Consider the following 16,771-nt stretch of genomic DNA (forward strand, 5'->3'; position numbering starts at 1 on the left):
CACATGGTTGCCTTCCCCATCGCCGCTACAACCGGTGCAACGCCTGCGTCGCACTGCCAAGCACTGCCGCGCGCGCGCGCAGGCTTGCGACCAGAAATTCGGTCTGCGCATGCAGGAACCGGCGCGGGGTGGTGCCCAGCACGGCATGGGCGTCGCGCAGGAAATGCGACGCGCTGACATAGCCCGGATCGATCCGCGAATAGTCCAGCTCGCCCTTCGATTCGATCAGCGGGACCAGCGACCGCAGGAACCGCGCGCGGATCAGCAAGGTCTTGGGCACGAAGCCGAAATGCCGCTTGCACAGCCGCCGCAGCCGTTCCGGCGACATGCCCCAGGCCGCCGCCGTTTCCGACACGGCATTGGGCAGGTCGTCGGTCACCATCCGTGCAATGCTGCGGATCTGGTCCTCGTCCGCGACCTTCGGCCCCAGTTCGGCCAGCAGGAATCGGTCGAGCGCCGGTTTGACGCCGGATTCGTCGCGCACCGCCGACAACACTGCCACCAGCCGTTCGGCAAAGCCCGGCCGTGCCGCCGCGTCCAGCGGCACGATCCGGTCGGCATAGCGGTCCGCCCCGCCGTCGAAGAAGCGCGACCAGCCCAGCGCACTAATGCCGAAACCGATCATTACCCCACCATTGGTGACGGTGTGGATCGCATGGCTGGTCGGCCCGAACAGGCTGGCCTGCGGTAGCGGGTCGCTGCGGAACCGGCCGATCGACACCGCGATCGGTCCGGCGTCCAGCGTCACCCGCACATTGGCGGTGCCGGGCAGGAACCAGTTCTCCAGCCCCGCCGCCGCTGGTCCACGGGCGGCGTACAAGTGATAGCCGGTGACGTAATCGCTCAGCGCTGCATCCGGCTGGTCATAGCGGATTGCCATGCCGGGCGGCATGTCGAACAGCGACGGGGGAATGCCGGGCGTCTCCGTCCCGCCGGTTATCTTGTCCAATGCCATGGGGTTATCCGCGAAACAGCCCGCCCAGGACGCCGCGCAGCAACCCGCCGACCAGCCCGCCGCTTTTGGCCCGGCCACCACGCGTGGTACCGAACACCTGCTTGCCGATCTCGTTGACGACGATCCGTCCGACCGCCGACCCGGCGGAGCGTTTCGCCGATTGGGTGGCGCGCGCCCATGGGCTGTTCGCCGCCTCACGCTCGGCGGCACGGGCCGCCTTTTCCGCCTCGCGCGCTTGGCGGTCAGAGATACGTTGATCGGCGATCCGCTGACGCTCGGCCTCCTTGGCGAGGCGAGCCTCTTCCTTTGCCTTCAGCGCCGCTTCCTTGTCGGCGGTGGCCTGCGCCTTGGTCGCAGCGGCAGCGGCAGCGGCCTCATCGGCCTTCGCCCCCAGCAGTTCGGCGGCCGATTCACGATCGATAGCGGTGTCGTAGCGGTCGCCAACCGCATCGGTCTGCATCAGCACGCCGCGTTCGACCGCGGTGACCGGCCCGACGCGCGACCGGGGCGGACGGATCAGCGTGCGTTCGACCGGGCTGGGTGCGCCATCGGCCTGTAATACCGACACCAAAGCCTCGCCGGTCTTCAACTCGGTGATGACCTGCGCGACGTCGAGCTTCGGATTGGGGCGGAAGGTTTCGGCGGCGGCGCGGATCGCGCGCGCTTCCTTCGGCGTGAAGGCGCGCAGCGCGTGCTGCACCCGGTTGCCCAGCTGACCGGCAATCGCATCGGGAATGTCGATCGGGTTCTGCGTCACGAAATAGATGCCGACGCCCTTCGACCGGATCAACCGGACGACCTGCTCGACCTTGTCGACCAGCGCGTCGGGCGCGTCGTCGAACAGCAGATGCGCTTCGTCGAAGAAGAAGACCAGCTTCGGCTTGTCGGGGTCGCCGACCTCGGGCAGCGTTTCGAACAACTCGGACAGCAGCCACAGCAGGAAGGTGGCATAGAGCCGGGGCGAGGCCATCAGCTTGTCGGCGGCCAGTACCGACACGATGCCGCGCCCGTCCTCGGCCACGCGCATGAAGTCGGCGAGGTCGAGCGCCGGTTCGCCGAAGAAACGGTCGCCGCCTTGGCCCCGCAGCTGCAACAGCGCCCGCTGGATCGCGCCGACCGACTGCTTGCTGACATTGCCATAGCGGGTGGTCAGCTCGTCCGCCCGTTCGGCGACATGGACCAGCATCGCCTGAAGATCGTCGAGATCGAGCAGCAGCAGCCCTTCCTCGTCGGCGACGTGGAAGGCGATGGTCAGAACCCCGTCCTGCACATCGTTCAGGTTCAGCATTCGTGCCAGCAGCACCGGCCCCATTTCCGAAACCGTCGCGCGGATCGGGTGGCCCGCTTCACCGAACAAATCCCAGAACACGACCGGCGTATCGCGATACTGCCAGTCGCTGTCGCCGATCGCAGCAGCGCGTTCGGCGAAGGCAGCGTGCGGCTTGGCGGCCGCACTGCCGGCCATGGCGATACCCGACAGGTCGCCCTTCACGTCCGCGACGAACACCGGCACCCCGGCGGCGGAGAAATTCTCGGCCAGCCCCTGCAACGTCACCGTCTTGCCGGTGCCGGTCGCGCCGGCAATCAGCCCGTGGCGGTTGGCGCGCTTGAGCACCAGCGACTGACGGATGCCGTCCGCGGTCGCGCCCAGAAAGAGTTCGGTATCGGTCATCGCCAGCCCTTCATGCTGCGCCGATATGTACCGTGTTTCGGGCCGGCGTACATTATGACCATCGGACAAAGAAAAAGGGGCGGTGGATCGCTCCACCGCCCCCCGTTGCGACCGTTACTTCGCGGGATCGAGACCGATCGGCACAAACTGCGCGAACTGCGCGCCGGGCAGCTGCACGTACATCAGCACCTGCTTGGCACCGCTGGCGCGTGCCTGCTGGATCACGCGGGCCAGTTCGGCTTCCGACGTCACCGGCTGGCGATTGACGCTCTGGATCACAACCCCGCGACGCAGCCCCTTGGTCGCGGCATCGCTGTTGGGGTCGACATCGGCGACGACAACGCCGCGGGTCGTCGCATCGAGCCGGAGCTGGCGCGTGATCGCCTGCGTCAGCGGCTGAACGACGAGGCCAGCCGTCGCCGACAGGTTAGTGCCGGCGCGCGGCGTGGTCGGCGCGCTGTCGGGATCGAACCGCTCGGTCTGTGCCGCCAGCTGATCGTTCGACGGACGCGTGCCCAACGTGACCGCAATCTGCTGCCGCTTGCCGTCGCGCAGCACGTCGAGGTTGACGCGGCTGCCCGGCGCCTCGTTGCCGACGAGATAGGTCAGCGACTGCTGCGGGGTGATTTCCTTGCCGTTGACCGCGAGGATGACGTCACCCGGACGAATGCCGGCACGCGCCGCCGGTTCGCCCGGCGACACGCCGTTGACCAGCGCACCGCGATCCTTGGTGATGTTCAGCGCGGATGCGATATCGGCACTGATCTCCTGCTGCGTCAGGCCCAGATAGCCGCGCGACACCGACTGGCCCTTCATCAGCTTATCGACGATCGGCTTGGCCTGTTCGGCGGGGATTGCGAAACCGATGCCGATGCTGCCGCCGGTCGGCGACAGAATCTGCGAATTGATGCCGATGACATTGCCCTGCATGTCGAACATCGGGCCGCCCGAATTGCCCCGGTTGATCGCGGCGTCGGTCTGAATGAAGCGATCATACGGCCCCTGACCCACGCGGTTCAGCGCCGAGATGATGCCGGCGGTGACTGTGCCCGACTGGCCGAGCGGGTTGCCGATGGTCAGCACCCAGTCGCCGACCCGCGCCTGGCGCGAATCGCCGAAGCGGACGAACGGGAAGGTCGCGCCCTCGATCTTGAGAACGGCAAGGTCGGACAGTTCGTCGCGGCCGACCAGCTTCGCCTTATATTCCTTCTGATCGGCCAGCGTCACGGTGATCGATTCGACCGTGGCGCCTTCCGCACCCGCCGAGACGACGTGGTTGTTGGTGACAATGTAACCGTCGCTGGAGATCAGGAAGCCGGATCCGAGCGACTGCGCCTCCTGCGTCCGGGGTGCCGCCCCGCCGCCGCCGCGCCCGCCGAAAAACTGCTCGAACGGCGTGCCCGAGAACGGGTTCGCCTGCTGCTGCACAGTGATGCGCTGCGTGGTCGAAATGTTGACGACCGCCGGCGACAGCCGCGCGACCATGTCGGCAAAGCTCATCGGCGCGCCCGCGCGCGGGGCCGACATTGCGTTGATTGCGCCCGGTTCGTTCTGGGCGGTCTGCGCATCCGACGGGTTGAGGGTCAGGGTGGCGGCAGCACCGCCCAGCAGAAGTGCGGAAGTAATGGCGTAGGCGTAACGCACGGTTGGATGGTCCTCTCGAATTTGGCTCGCAACCCCTTCGGGGGCGAACCTGCCACTACGTTGCTGAACGCGGTTTGAATGTCCGGGCGCGCCTTAGCGTTCCCGGCCACCGAATTCGCGGAGATAGCCGTTTTCCGGCGACAGGATGATCGACGTCGATCCGCCCTGGCCCGGCGTGCCGACCAGCGTCGTGCGATACGACTGCATCGCCCGCCAGAAGGCATAGAATTCGGCATCCTTGCCGAAGCTGGCGGCATAGATGCGCGCCGCTTCCGCCTCGGCATTGGCGCGCACGACCTGTGCGTCGCGCTGGCCCTGGGCGCGGATCGTCGCCGCTTCCTGCTCGCGCGCCGACCGCATCCGCGTCAGCGCCGATTGCAGCGGGCTACCGTCGGGCAGGTCGGCATGCTTGATCCGCACATCGACGATTTCGGCACCATATTGCCGCGCGGTTCGCTGCAACGCGTTCTGGATATTGTCCATCACCGCGCCGCGTTCCGGGCTGAGCAGCGAGGCGAAGGGCCGCCGGCCGAGTTCGGCGCGCAGTGCCGACGACAGCAACGGTTCGAGCTGGTTGGCAACGCGTTCCTCGGTATTGGCGGTCGAACCGGTCGAGATCACAGCCTGCAACGGATCGACGATGCGGAACCGGGCAAAGGCGTCGACCTCCAGCCGCAACTGGTCGGTCGACAGCACCGGCTGGTTGTTCAGCTCGATATCGAGCACCCGCTTGTCGATCCACACGACGCGATCGAAGAACGGGATCTTCGCAACGAGGCCCGCGCCGGTCCGCCCGAACGGCTGGTCGGCGCGGTACGGGTTGAGGATGCCGACCGGCTGCTGGAAGCGCAGGATCACCGCCTGGCGCGTTTCCGGCACGATCACGATCGTGCTGAACAACAGGATGACCAGCACCAGCAGGGCGATGGCGACGCCCATCGGATTGCGCAGCGCGCGGTTCATCGTGCCGCTCCCGTCGACTGCGTGGGCTGGGCCTGCGCCGATGGGGCGGGTGCTTCCGGCTCGGGCGTCGCCTGTTGCTGGCGACGCACCTCGGGCAGCGGCAGATAGGCCTGCACGCCGGGCTGCACGATCGTCTTGTCGGCGCGGGTCAACACCTGCTCCATGGTCTCGTAATAAAGCCGCCGCCGGGTCACGTCGGGGGCCATGCGATATTGTTCGTACAGCTTGTCGAATTCGGTCGTGTCGCCCTGCGCCCGCGCGATCACCTGCTGCGCATAGCCGCGCGAGGTGTTCAGGTTCGACTGGGCCTCCTGCTGCGCAGCGGTCACCGCCTTGAACGCGTCGTCGACCTCGGCCGGGGCCTGCGCCTTCTGGATGCTGACGCCCAGCACGCGCACGCCCGACTGATATTCGTCGAGCAGCGACTGCATCCGCGTCTGCACGTCCGCCTCGATCTCGCCACGGCCCGAACCGATCGCCTGGGTCAGGTTCTTGCTGGCGACCGCCGCACGCATCGCGCTTTCGGCGACGGCACGGACGGTTTCCTGCGGATTCTTGATCTCGAAGACGTAATCTTCCGGCGACTTGATGTTCCAGCGCACCGAATAGGCGAGGTCGACGATATTCTGGTCGCCGGTCAGCATCAGGTTGGGCTGGGTGCCGCCCGCCGGAAAGCTTTCGGTGCGGGTATTCTGCACATCCTCGACCTGCACCCGCATAATCGGGGCGGGCAGCGTGAACTGGATGCCAGGGTTCAGCGTGCCGGTATATTTGCCGAACAGCGTCACGACGCCGCGTTCCTGCGGGCCGATCGAATGGAAGCTGGTGAAGGCGATCCACGCCACGATCAGCGCCGCGACCGCCGCCAGCCACAACCGACCGGCATTGGCCGGAAGCGACGGACCGCCGCCCGGCCCGCCGCTGCGCGCACGTTTCAGGAAATCGTCGAGCGAGGTCGATCCGCCGATCTTCCCCCGCTTACCCGCCGGCGGCATCGACCAGGGGTTGCGCGGGCCGTCATCGCCGCCACCGCCGCCGCCCGATCCATTACCGGAATCGCCACCATTGCCCCATGGGCCCTTGTCGCTCATCCCCAGCACTTGCGCGCGTGCGCGCCGCCCCATGATCCATCGCATCCATCCTTTATAGGGGGCCTCCCTGCGTTTTACAGTGGTAACGCGCCGTTCGGACGCTACATCGCCGCCTATGGCTTCCGCATCGAACCCCGCCGCCGCGCTCGAAGCGCTGCTTGGCCCCATCGCGGCCGGACGCGCCACGGTCCGCGTGACCGGCGACATGGCGAGCATCATCCTCGACGTGACCGGCCTTCCCCCGGCGGCGCGCGACGCGCTGGAGGCCGATGTAAAGGCCACCGCCATGACGGCACCTGGGATCGCAGGCGTGCGCGTGGCGCAGACCAGCGAGCGGGTGCAGCAGCGCATCGTCGCGGTCGCCAGCGGCAAGGGCGGCGTGGGCAAATCGACGCTCTCGGCCAATCTCGCCATTGCGCTGGCACGTTCGGGGCGCAAGGTCGGGATGATCGACGCCGACATCTATGGCCCATCGCAACCGCGCCTGCTGGGCGTGGAGGGGATCAAGGCCGAGGCGCACGACAAGAAGCTGGTACCGGTCGCCACGCCTCACGGCGTGCCGCTGCTGTCGATGGGCCAGCTGGTGCCGGCGGGACAGGCGATCGCTTGGCGCGGGCCGATGGCGGCCGGCGCGCTGACCCAGCTGGTCGATGCGCATTGGGAAATGGCCGACACGCTGGTCGTCGACATGCCGCCGGGCACCGGCGACGTCCAGCTGACCATGATCCAGAAGCACAAGCCGGCGGGCGCGGTCATCGTCTCCACGCCGCAGGACCTGGCGCTGATCGACGCGACGCGCGCGATCGACCTGTTCACCAAGGCCGGGGTGCCGATCATCGGGCTGGTCGAGAATATGGCCGGCTATTGCTGCCCGCATTGCGGCGGCTTGTCCGACCCGTTCGGTGCGGGCGGGGCGGAGGCGAAGGCGAAGGCGCTGGGCATCCCGTTCCTCGGCCGCATCCCGCTGGCGATCGACATCCGCACCGCGTCGGACGCGGGCACGCCGCCCGCCGCCGGGAACGGGGCGGAGGCCGAGCCGTTCCTGACGATAGCCGCACAGGTCGGCGACTGGTTGCGAAGGAACTGACATGCTCGACGACGATGGCATCCGCACCCTGCTCACCGAGGCGCGGACCATCGCGCTGGTCGGCGCATCGGACCGGCCCGACCGGGCATCCTATGGCGTGATGGCCTATCTCCAGCAGCGCGGCTACCGCGTGATCCCGGTCAACCCGCAGATCACCGGCGAGCATCTGCACGGCGAGTTCGTGTTCCGCGATCTGGATCAGATCGGCGAGAAGATCGATATCGTCGACGTCTTCCGCAACTCGGCCGCCGCCGGCGAGGTGGTAGATGCGGCGATCGCGGCCGGGGCGAAAGCGGTTTGGATGCAGTTGGGCGTGGTCAACGAAGCTGCTGCGGCGCGTGCCGAAGCAGCCGGGCTGCAGGTGGTGATGGATCGCTGTCCGAAGATCGAGATTCCGCGGCTGGGGGTAGCGGCGGTCGGGTAGGGCCTGTCATCCTCAACCCGCTCTCCATTCAATCCCCCCGTTTGCTTCGAGCGCAGGTTCGAGCCTGTCGAGAACCGAAGTCGAGAAGGGGGTGCCCCAAACGAAGCGTTCTCGACTGCCGCTTCTCGACAGGCTCGAAGCTGCTCGAACCGAACGGGGTGGTTAAGAGGATAGCGAGCCCCTCAAATCCGCCCGCCCAGCACCCGCGCGAACAACCCCAGCATCCACCCCGTCGCCAGCACGAACAGCGCCGGATCGTAGCGCAGCCCTTCGTCGCGCAGGAACGCGTGCTGGGCATTCACCTCATGCCATTCGTAGCGTGTTCCCGCCGCCTCCAGCGCATCGCGGATCGCCTCCCGCCCGGCATAGGGCACATGCGGGTCCTGCCGCCCCCACACGAACAGCATCTCCGCCCCGATCTCTCCGATGCGCGACAGGCTGTCGTCCGAGCGCCCTTCGCCCAGCGTTCCCGAATGGATGTCGGTCGGATAGAAGCACGCCGCCGCCGCAACCCGCGGGTCGAGTGCGGCGCGATAGGCGAGATGCCCGCCCAGGCACACGCCGGCCACGCCGATCCGCCCTGAACAGGCGGGATGTTGCATGAGGTAATCGATCGCCAGCGTCGCATCCGCGTCGAACCCGGCAACGGGCTTCAGGAACTTCAGGTCGTTGCCGCGATCAGTGCCCGGCTTGTCATAGGCCAGCACCGTGCCGGGCGCTTCATATTCGTGATAGACCTCCGGCACCGCCACGACATAGCCGTGCCCGGCGATGAACGCCGCCAGCCGCCGGATCGGCGCGGTCACCTGATAGATTTCCGAATAGAGGACGACACCCGGAAACCGCCCATCGCCCGCCGGCCGAAAGACATGGGTCCGCATCACGCCGCCATTGGCGCAGGGCAGATCGGCAAATTCGTCGCTGAGCAGGATCATGGCCGCGCCGTGCCGCCGGTGGCGTCGACTGGCAAGGGGGGAATGGCATCGCTCGGCGACGCGGCGACCAGTTCGAGCTTTTGCGGCACGGTCCCCATCTCGATCCCCTCCGCGCGAAACCGGGTGAGCAGGTCGAGCAGGATGTTGCTGCGCGCGCGATAGGCGGCACGCGGCGATTCGACATGGGCGAAACAATTGAATGCGATGCGGTCGTTGACGATCGCATCGATGAACGCGGCGGGTGCCGGATCGGTCAGCACCGCCGCTTGGCGTGCGAATGCCTCCATCACCAGCTGCTGGACCGCCGCCGCATCGACATTGATCGGCACCGAGAACTGGATCTGGATGCGGCCGAGCGGGCTGGCCAGCGTCTTGTTCAGCACCGATTTCGTGATGAGTTCGGAATTGGGCACGATCAGCGTCGAATGATCGGCGAGCGTGATCTCGGTCGAGCGCACGCTGATCCGCTTCACATCGCCCTCGTCGGTGCCGACGCGGATCAGGTCGCCGATCTTGATCGGGCGTTCGGCGAGCAGGATGAGGCCCGAGACGAAATTCTGGGTAATCGCCTGCAGGCCGAAGCCGATCCCGACCGACAGCGCGGAGAGCAGCAGCGCGATGCGCTCCACCCCGATGCCGAGGGAAGCCAGCGCCCAGATGACCGCCAGCGCGATCCCGACATAGCGGGCGACGAGGCTGACCGAATTGCGCCCGCTGCCATCGAGGTCGGTGGCGGGCAGGTAGCGCCCCTCCAGCCAGCGCATGAAGGCGCGCACCAATGCCAGCCCGATCGCCAGCACGACGACACTGCGCAGGATCGCACCGGGCGAAATGGTCACACCCCCGACCTGCACCCCGCGCGCGAGGTCGCCCAATCGGGTCAGGGCGTCCGACACCCCGCTGCCCCCGAACGGCAACAGCCACAATGCAAAGGCGATCACCGCGATCAACACGCGCACAACGCCCGACAGCAACACCCCGAACTGGTCGATCGTGCCCCTGCGCAGGCCCAGCCCACGGGTCAGCGCGGTGCCCAGCCGGCTGCCCCGTTCGAACACCGATGTCGCGACATCGTCGGTCGCGGCCAGCACGAGATAGACCGCCGCGCCCAGCACCAGCGTCCATGCCGCCATCTGCCCGACGAACAGGCTGAACCCGACATAGCCCGCCGCCAGCGCCAGCAACGCGATCCCGACGATGCCCCACGCGAACAGCGCCAGCGCCGCCAGCCCGGTATGCACCGGCGCTTCCGTCGCACCTTCGTCCGGTTCGCTCGCCTCCGCCCGCATCCGGCCGAGCGCGAACAGGGCGGCGGCCATCAACGCGATGTGCAGCAGCGCCAGTAGCGAATGGCTCGCGATGCGAATCGCGCTGCTGGTCCCGATCGCGCTATCCGCCGCATCCAGCGCGATGGTGCACCCCGCCAGCCCCGCCAGCACGAAGGAATAGGGCCGGAACCGCATCGCCACCGCATCGCTGACCGGCGCGATCCGCCAGCTCGGACTGCCGCGCATCAGCGTCGCACCCAGCACCGCGCTCGAAAAGGCGGCGAAGGTGATCGCCACCAGCCATGTGTCGAGCATCGGGTCCCAGCGCTCGGCCACCAGCCCGGCCCAGCGCGCACCGGTCAACAGCGCGGCCGCTGCCAGCAACGGCGCGAGCGTACCGGCCAGGATGCGGCCCAACGCATGGGCCGACCGGCGCACCCGCCGACCCGGCGCACCCTCGATCAGCAAGCGTTGCCCGATCCGCGTCGCTGCCAGCCGCCCCGGTCCCAGCAACAGGATCGCGAGCGCGAACCCCACCAGCGCCGGCCAGCCCTGCGCCAGTGGGGCATCGCGGACCACCGCGACCTCCGCCGCGACGAAACGCTCGACGCGGTGCAGGTCGCGCGGCACCGCGCGCAGGATCGCACTCCAGAAGGTCGGGGTCAGCGGCGACGCCCCGCGCCCGAACAGCTTCTGGTTCAGCTCCGCCGCCTGGCTTTCCTGAATCTCGTCAACCAGTTGCTGCGCCTCGACCGACAGCAGCTTGGCGCGCTTCGTGGCCGAATCGATCGTCGTGCGCTGCTTGGCGAGCGTCGTGCGTTCGTCACGAATCGCCGGGTCCTCGCCCGATGCCGCCGGCCCCAGCTGCGCCAGTCGCGCGTCGATCCGCGCCATGTCGCCGGTCAGCTGCTGCACGGTGTCGAGCGTCGTCGCCCGCACCGCCTGCGCCCGGCCGCGCAGGTCGTCGCGGTCGCCGCGCTCCAGCCGGGTGTCGAGCGCACCGTCCACCTTGCCCAGTTCGTCGGCCGCACGGTCGAGCAAGGTCGCATAGTCGGGGGCGGCGCCCGTCTGGGCGGATGCAGGGATGGCCGCCACGACCAGCAGCAGCGACAACAGGCAGCGGAGCAGCGATCCGATCATGCCCCCTCGCCTATCGCGATCGACGGCAACGGACAATCGGCGCCATGGCGAAGTGTCGCAGCCCACGCTAAATGGCCCGATGCTGCGCATCACCGAACTGAAACTGCCGCTCAACCATCCCGAAGAGGCACTGGCCGCCGCGATTCGCGAACGGTTGCGGATCACCCCGCGCGACCTGCTCCGCTACACCATCGCGCGCCGTGCGCATGACGCGCGGGACAAGGACGATATCCAGCTCGTCTATTCGGTCGACGTGACCGTCAAGAACGAAGGGCAGGTGCTGAACCGCACCAAGCGCGACCGCAATGTCGGGCCGACGCCCGATACCGGCTATCGCTTCGTGACGAAGATGCCCGCCGACTATGCCGGCCCCCGCCCGATCGTGGTCGGTGCCGGCCCGTGCGGCCTGTTCGCCGGACTGATCCTCGCCCAGATGGGCTTCCGCCCGATCATCCTCGAGCGCGGCAAGGTGGTGCGGCAGCGCACGCAGGACACCTGGGGCCTGTGGCGGCGCAGCCAGCTGAACCCCGAATCGAACGTGCAGTTCGGCGAAGGCGGGGCGGGCACCTTTTCCGACGGTAAGTTGTGGAGCCAGATCAAGGACCCGCGGCACCTCGGTCGCAAGGTGCTGACCGAATTCGTCAAGGCGGGCGCGCCCGAGGAGATCCTGACCGAGGCGCACCCGCATATCGGCACCTTCCGCCTTGTCACCATGGTCGAATCGATGCGCGCCACGGTCGAGGAACTGGGCGGCGAATATCGCTTCTCGCACCGGGTCGACGATATCGAGCTGGAGACGCAGGCCGATGGCAGTCGCCGGCTTACGGGGTTGAAGCTGTCGACCGGCGAGACGATGCCGACCGACGCGCCGGTGGTGCTGGCGCTGGGACACAGCGCGCGTGACACCTTCCATATGCTGCACGATCGCGGCGTGTTCCTCGAACCCAAGCCGTTTTCGATCGGGGTGCGGATCGAACATCCGCAAAGCTGGATCGACCAGGCACGCTTCGGCGCATGTGCCGGCCATCCCGATCTGGGTGCGGCGGCCTATACCCTGTCGCATCACTGCACCAACCAGCGCACCGTCTACAGCTTCTGCATGTGTCCGGGCGGCACGGTGGTCGCCGCCACGTCCGAGCCGGGGCGCGTCGCGACCAACGGTATGAGCCAATATTCGCGCAACGAACGCAACGCCAATTCCGGCATCGTCGTCGGCATCGATCCGGCGCGCGACTATCCCGGCCATCCGCTGGCCGGCATCGCCTTCCAGCGCCAGCTGGAGGAGCGCGCCTATGCCGCGGGCGGCGGCGAGTATCGCGCGCCGGCGCAGCTGATTGGCGATTTCCTGGCCGGACGTCCCTCCACGGCGCTGCGCAGCGTGCTGCCCTCCTATCGCCCCGGCGTCACGCTGACCGATCTGTCCGAATGCCTGCCCGACTTCGCGATCACCGCGATGCGTGAGGCTATGGTAGCGTTCGGGCGGACCATTCCGGGCTACGACCATCCCGATGCGGTGATGACCGGGGTGGAGACCCGCACCTCGTCACCGGTGCGGATCACGCGCGGCGACGATTTCCAGAGCGTCAACACCGCCAACCTGTTCCCGGCGGGCGAAGGGGCGGGCTATGCCGGCGGAATCCTGTCGGCGGCGGTCGACGGGATCAAGGTCGCCGAAGCGGTCGCGCGGGCGATGACCGGAAAGGGCTGAGGCAACGCCTCAACCGCCGCGTTCGCCGACGAAGCAGTTCCGGCCCCGGCGCTTCGCATCGTAGAGCAGTGCATCGACGCGCTCGATCGCAGACAACAGCGTCTCGCCCGGCATCATCGTGACCATACCGGCTGACAGGCTGATACCGTTGATGAACGTATCGCTCTCGCGCAGGCGATAGCGGCGTTGCCCGATGGCGATCCGCGCCCGCTCGATCAACGTTTCCGCCTCGACCATGTCGGCCCCGGCGATCAGCACGACGAATTCCTCGCCGCCATAGCGCGCGACCAGATGGCCCGGACATTCGCGGGCCAGCGTGGTGCCGATGGCGCGCAGCACCCGGTCGCCGACCGGATGGCCGTGCAGGTCGTTGATCGCCTTGAAATGATCGACGTCGCACATGGCGATATGCACCGGCCCCGACGCGACCGCCGCCACCGCCTCCTCGAACGCCCGACGGTTCGGCAGTTCGGTCAGTGGATCGCGGCGCGCATCGTCATGCGCCGCAGCCAGCTGTTCGCGCAGTTCGCTTGCCTCCTGCGTCGCCTGTTCCAGCCGCGCCTCGGCAATCTCGACCCGCGCCCGCATCGCGGCGGTGATCCGGGCAAGCTCGGCCACGGCGGCGTCGGTAGAATCGATCGGTGCATATCGTTGCAACGCATCGGCACTGGCGGCGAGGTTGCGCCCGAAATCGCGGGTTTCGGTGCGCATTTCCGATACCATGTCCGCAAAACCGGCAACCTGGCGCAGCGTCTCGGTCACCAGGGCCTCGGCCGCCGCCATGTCCGGTTCGGGTGCAGGGGGCGCAGCGGGTGGGACCGGCGCGGCCGCCGGCCTTGTCCCGGCGACATCCGCCGCCCCGTCGATGGCGTTACCCAGCTGTTCGACTTCGTTGGTGGTCAGGCGGATACCGCCATCGGTCCGCCGGGCGACCTCCAGGGCCAGTGCACCGGCCGGTTCGCTCACCACATGGTAGGCGAAGCTATAGTTGAGCGGGGTCGGGTCGAGCCGCTGGTCCTCCAGAAAGGCGAGGACGGCGTGAATCAGGACATGTCCGGCCAATTCCTCGCCGTCTCCGATTTTTCCCAGATACACGCCCGGTCCCTTCGCCCCCGCTCCGCACCCGATGCATCGAAGCTTGGCCAAGGGATATACGGCGCGTTTGCTAAGATCGGGTTTCGCCGAAATTTACCACAAATCCACGATTGCAGCGGGCGGTCAGCCCCGCTTGCCCAACGCGCGCACTGCCTCCAGCGTGGTGCGGACATGGTCGGCGGGGTTCATGTCGGAATGGACGAAGGCGATCTTTCCATCGCGGCCAATGACATAGCTGGTGCGGGTGGTCATGGTGCGCGCCTTGCCGTCGGCACCGGCCGGGCGGTTGAGCGCCACGTCGAAACCCTGGATCACGCGCGGACCGGCGCTCGCCACCGCAAATCGTCCGGCGCAATGCGCCTTCGAAAATTCCTGCAACTTGCCGATATCGTCGGCCGACATGCCGATGACGGTCGCACCGGCCGCCTTGAAATCATCGACTGCGTCGGCGAACGCCTTCGCCTCGGCATTGCAGCCGCCGGTGAACGCGGCCGGGAAGAAATACAGGACGACAGGGCCTTTGCGCAGCTGCGAGCGCAGGTTGAGCGTGAACGCCTTCCCCGCGATCGCCGCCTTGGTCGTGAAATCGGGTGCCCGCGCGCCCGGCGCCAAGGCGGCGGACAACGGAGCGGCGAACGGCAGGGTCAGGGCAGCGGCGAACAGGGCGAGACGCATCGAATGGTTCCTTGCGCGAAATGGCGGCCATCCTAGCAGCTTGGACGGCCCGCGCCAGCGACGGTACTCAACGGGTGAACGACACGCCCAGCCGCGCGCTGGAGCTGCGTAGCGCAAACTCGTCGATCGCCTCGCCATAACCGGCAAAGGCCTGTCCGAAGAGATAGATGCCGGTCCGCCCCAAGGGATAGGACAGAAAGAGTTCGCCGGCGCGATGGCTGCCCAGCGGATTGCGCAGCGACGCGGCGATCCGCAGCCCGTCGACCTGCCCGATCGCCCCGCCCAACGACAGATTGCCCCAATAGCGATCGAGGTCGCGATAGCCGGTACCGACATAGGTCCACAGCTTCGGCGTCGCCTCGATCCGCCAGTCGTCGCCCAGCGGCACGACATAGCTGGCAGAGGCGAAGAGACGGTTCACATCGATCGACCCGGCATCGCGCCCGTTCGAATCATGGGCATAGCCCGCCGCCGCGACGATCCGGTCGTCGACCTGCCGCTGATAATAGACTTCGGGGCTGTAATTGGTGGATCGGAACGGCCCGGACGACTGGTCGATCGCCCAGAACATCGTCTGCGTCCAAGCAAGGCGCACCCCGTCCAGCGCGCCCGCCCCCTCGAACGGACGAAAGGCGAGGCTGACCTGCAGCTTCGCCCCGTCCGATCCCAGCCCGAACGCGCCATAGACCGGCGCGTGGGGTTCGAACCGGGCGAGCAGGCCCGACGCCTGCCCCTGCCCGGTCGGCACGACGGTTTCGCCCGACGGTCCGCCCGGTGCCGGGGCGGGTGCGGCGACCTGTACCGGTGCGATCCGATAGCGCATCGCTCGAAATCCACCCGGCGCGACCCGGATCGTCGCAGCGTCCACCGGCACGATCCGCAGCGGCACCTGATCGGCGGTGACCACATCCATTGCGGCCGGCACCGCCTCCACTTCGCCCGCCCCTTCGTTCAGCGCGAAGACGGTAACGCCCCCTTCCGCCGCCGCGACCGAGGCCGGCGATTCGGCGACGATGCGCAGTTGCGGTTGGACGGCAGCGGCGGCGAGCAGGGCGAGTGCGATCATGTCCGTTGTTTGACAGCGATTTGCGACAACCGCGAGCAGCGTTTGCGCTTTGCCCGCTCCCCCGCCTATCTGGTGTCTGTTTTCGGTAGGTGCCAGCCCGCTCCCCCGCCCGGTCACCCACACGGTATCTTCGATGGGTGGCCGGGCGGGGGAGCGGGCCGGCACCGCCCATCCGCGTAAGCGGATCAAACAGCGCAATATAAAGGCCCCCCATGCCCGTCACCGCCGCCGACCTGACCCTCGCCGCCCAGCTGGCCGATGCCGCCGGGGCCGCGATCCGCCCGCGTTTCCGCAGCCATTACGGGTTGGAGATCAAGGACGACGCCTCCCCCGTCACGCTCGCCGATCGTGAGGCGGAGGCGGCGATGCGTGCGATCATCGAACGCGAACGCCCGTCCGACGGCATCGAGGGCGAGGAATATGGCGTGGCGGAGGGCAGTAGCGGCCGCGTCTGGGTCCTCGACCCGATCGACGGCACCCGATCGTTCATCGCCGGGCGACCGATCTTCGGCACGCTGATCGCGCTGGTCGAGGATGGCTGGCCGGTGCTGGGCGTGATCGACCAGCCGATCATAGGCGAACGCTGGATCGGGGCGGTCGGGCGCGGCACCACGTTCAACGGGCAACCCGCACAGACCCGCCGGTGCCGCGACCTCGCCGACGCGCTGCTTGCGACGACCAGCCCGGCGCTGTTCGACGACGGACAGTTGCATGGGTTCGAGCATGTCGAGGCGAAGGTGCGCTCGACGGTATTGGGCGGCGATTGCTATTCCTACGGCACGCTGGCGTCCGGCCATATCGACCTGGTGGTGGAGGCGGGGCTGAAGCTGCACGACTTCGCCGCCTTGGTCCCGGTGGTCGAGGGTGCTGGCGGTACGATGAGCGACTGGTCGGGCGATCCGCTGCACGCCGGCAGCATCGGCGAAGTGATCGCGCTGGGCGATGCCGCGCGGCTGGAGGATGTCGTCGAACTGCTTGGCTGTCGCGGTCACTAACCGATTTTCTTCGCAACCGTGCGGGGGCCGCATCGTTGAGGATGCACGACCCC

General features: G+C 67.8%; 14 protein-coding genes. 4 read left to right on the top strand and 10 right to left on the bottom strand.

What is annotated here, in order from left to right; translation table 11 throughout:
• Nucleotides 1-25 precede the first annotated feature (25 nt).
• From MF609_RS03030 to hflK, 5 genes are all read right to left on the bottom strand, one after another.
• Nucleotides 26-955, bottom strand: coding sequence for an AraC family transcriptional regulator (locus MF609_RS03030; protein WP_242414821.1), 930 nt, complete (start codon nt 953-955; stop codon nt 26-28).
• A gap of 4 nt (nt 956-959) precedes the next feature.
• Complete coding sequence (locus tag MF609_RS03035; RefSeq protein ID WP_242414822.1) at nt 960-2,627, bottom strand: helicase HerA-like domain-containing protein; 1,668 nt, start codon at nt 2,625-2,627, stop codon at nt 960-962.
• Nucleotides 2,628-2,741: 114 nt separating this feature from the next.
• The gene (locus MF609_RS03040; RefSeq protein ID WP_242414823.1) at nt 2,742-4,271 is read right to left on the bottom strand and encodes a Do family serine endopeptidase; all 1,530 of its coding nucleotides are present in this window, start codon (nt 4,269-4,271) and stop codon (nt 2,742-2,744) included.
• 93 nt (nt 4,272-4,364) lie between these two features.
• Nucleotides 4,365-5,234 carry a protease modulator HflC gene (gene hflC, locus MF609_RS03045; protein ID WP_242414824.1) on the bottom strand — a complete coding sequence of 290 codons (870 nt, stop codon included), beginning with the start codon at nt 5,232-5,234 and terminating at the stop codon, nt 4,365-4,367.
• The gene (hflK, locus tag MF609_RS03050; protein WP_242414825.1) at nt 5,231-6,370 is read right to left on the bottom strand and encodes a protease modulator HflK; all 1,140 of its coding nucleotides are present in this window, start codon (nt 6,368-6,370) and stop codon (nt 5,231-5,233) included. The genes hflC and hflK overlap by 4 nt, the downstream gene beginning before the upstream one ends.
• 70 nt (nt 6,371-6,440) lie before the next feature.
• On the opposite strand from hflK, the gene MF609_RS03055 reads away from it, so the two are divergent.
• Complete coding sequence (locus MF609_RS03055) at nt 6,441-7,412, top strand: Mrp/NBP35 family ATP-binding protein (RefSeq protein ID WP_242414826.1); 972 nt, start codon at nt 6,441-6,443, stop codon at nt 7,410-7,412.
• Between the two features lies 1 nt (nt 7,413).
• Complete coding sequence (locus MF609_RS03060) at nt 7,414-7,836, top strand: CoA-binding protein (RefSeq protein ID WP_242414827.1); 423 nt, start codon at nt 7,414-7,416, stop codon at nt 7,834-7,836.
• Between the two features lie 182 nt (nt 7,837-8,018).
• Here MF609_RS03060 and MF609_RS03065 read toward each other — a convergent pair whose 3' ends face one another.
• Nucleotides 8,019-8,771 carry a dienelactone hydrolase family protein gene (locus MF609_RS03065; protein ID WP_242414828.1) on the bottom strand — a complete coding sequence of 251 codons (753 nt, stop codon included), beginning with the start codon at nt 8,769-8,771 and terminating at the stop codon, nt 8,019-8,021.
• Entirely contained in the window at nt 8,768-11,179 is a 2,412-nt protein-coding gene (locus MF609_RS03070; protein WP_242414829.1) for a DUF3772 domain-containing protein, read from the bottom strand. The genes MF609_RS03065 and MF609_RS03070 overlap by 4 nt, the downstream gene beginning before the upstream one ends.
• 79 nt (nt 11,180-11,258) lie before the next feature.
• Between MF609_RS03070 and MF609_RS03075 the strand changes: the two genes are divergently transcribed.
• Nucleotides 11,259-12,887: an NAD(P)/FAD-dependent oxidoreductase gene (locus MF609_RS03075; RefSeq protein ID WP_242414830.1), complete on the top strand. Its 1,629-nt coding sequence runs from the start codon at nt 11,259-11,261 to the stop codon at nt 12,885-12,887.
• A gap of 9 nt (nt 12,888-12,896) precedes the next feature.
• Here MF609_RS03075 and MF609_RS03080 read toward each other — a convergent pair whose 3' ends face one another.
• From MF609_RS03080 to MF609_RS03090, 3 genes are all read right to left on the bottom strand, one after another.
• Nucleotides 12,897-13,982, bottom strand: coding sequence for a GGDEF domain-containing protein (locus tag MF609_RS03080; RefSeq protein ID WP_242414831.1), 1,086 nt, complete (start codon nt 13,980-13,982; stop codon nt 12,897-12,899).
• 123 nt (nt 13,983-14,105) lie between these two features.
• Entirely contained in the window at nt 14,106-14,657 is a 552-nt protein-coding gene (locus MF609_RS03085; RefSeq protein WP_242414832.1) for a peroxiredoxin, read from the bottom strand.
• A gap of 67 nt (nt 14,658-14,724) precedes the next feature.
• A complete protein-coding gene (locus MF609_RS03090) occupies nt 14,725-15,723 on the bottom strand; it encodes a phospholipase A (RefSeq protein ID WP_242414833.1) in 999 nt (332 codons plus the stop codon).
• Between the two features lie 212 nt (nt 15,724-15,935).
• Between MF609_RS03090 and hisN the strand changes: the two genes are divergently transcribed.
• Nucleotides 15,936-16,718 carry a histidinol-phosphatase gene (hisN, locus tag MF609_RS03095; protein WP_242414834.1) on the top strand — a complete coding sequence of 261 codons (783 nt, stop codon included), beginning with the start codon at nt 15,936-15,938 and terminating at the stop codon, nt 16,716-16,718.
• Nucleotides 16,719-16,771: the final 53 nt, after the last annotated feature.

This window comes from Sphingomonas panni, assembly GCF_022664435.1.
Lineage (GTDB): Bacteria > Pseudomonadota > Alphaproteobacteria > Sphingomonadales > Sphingomonadaceae > Sphingomonas > Sphingomonas panni.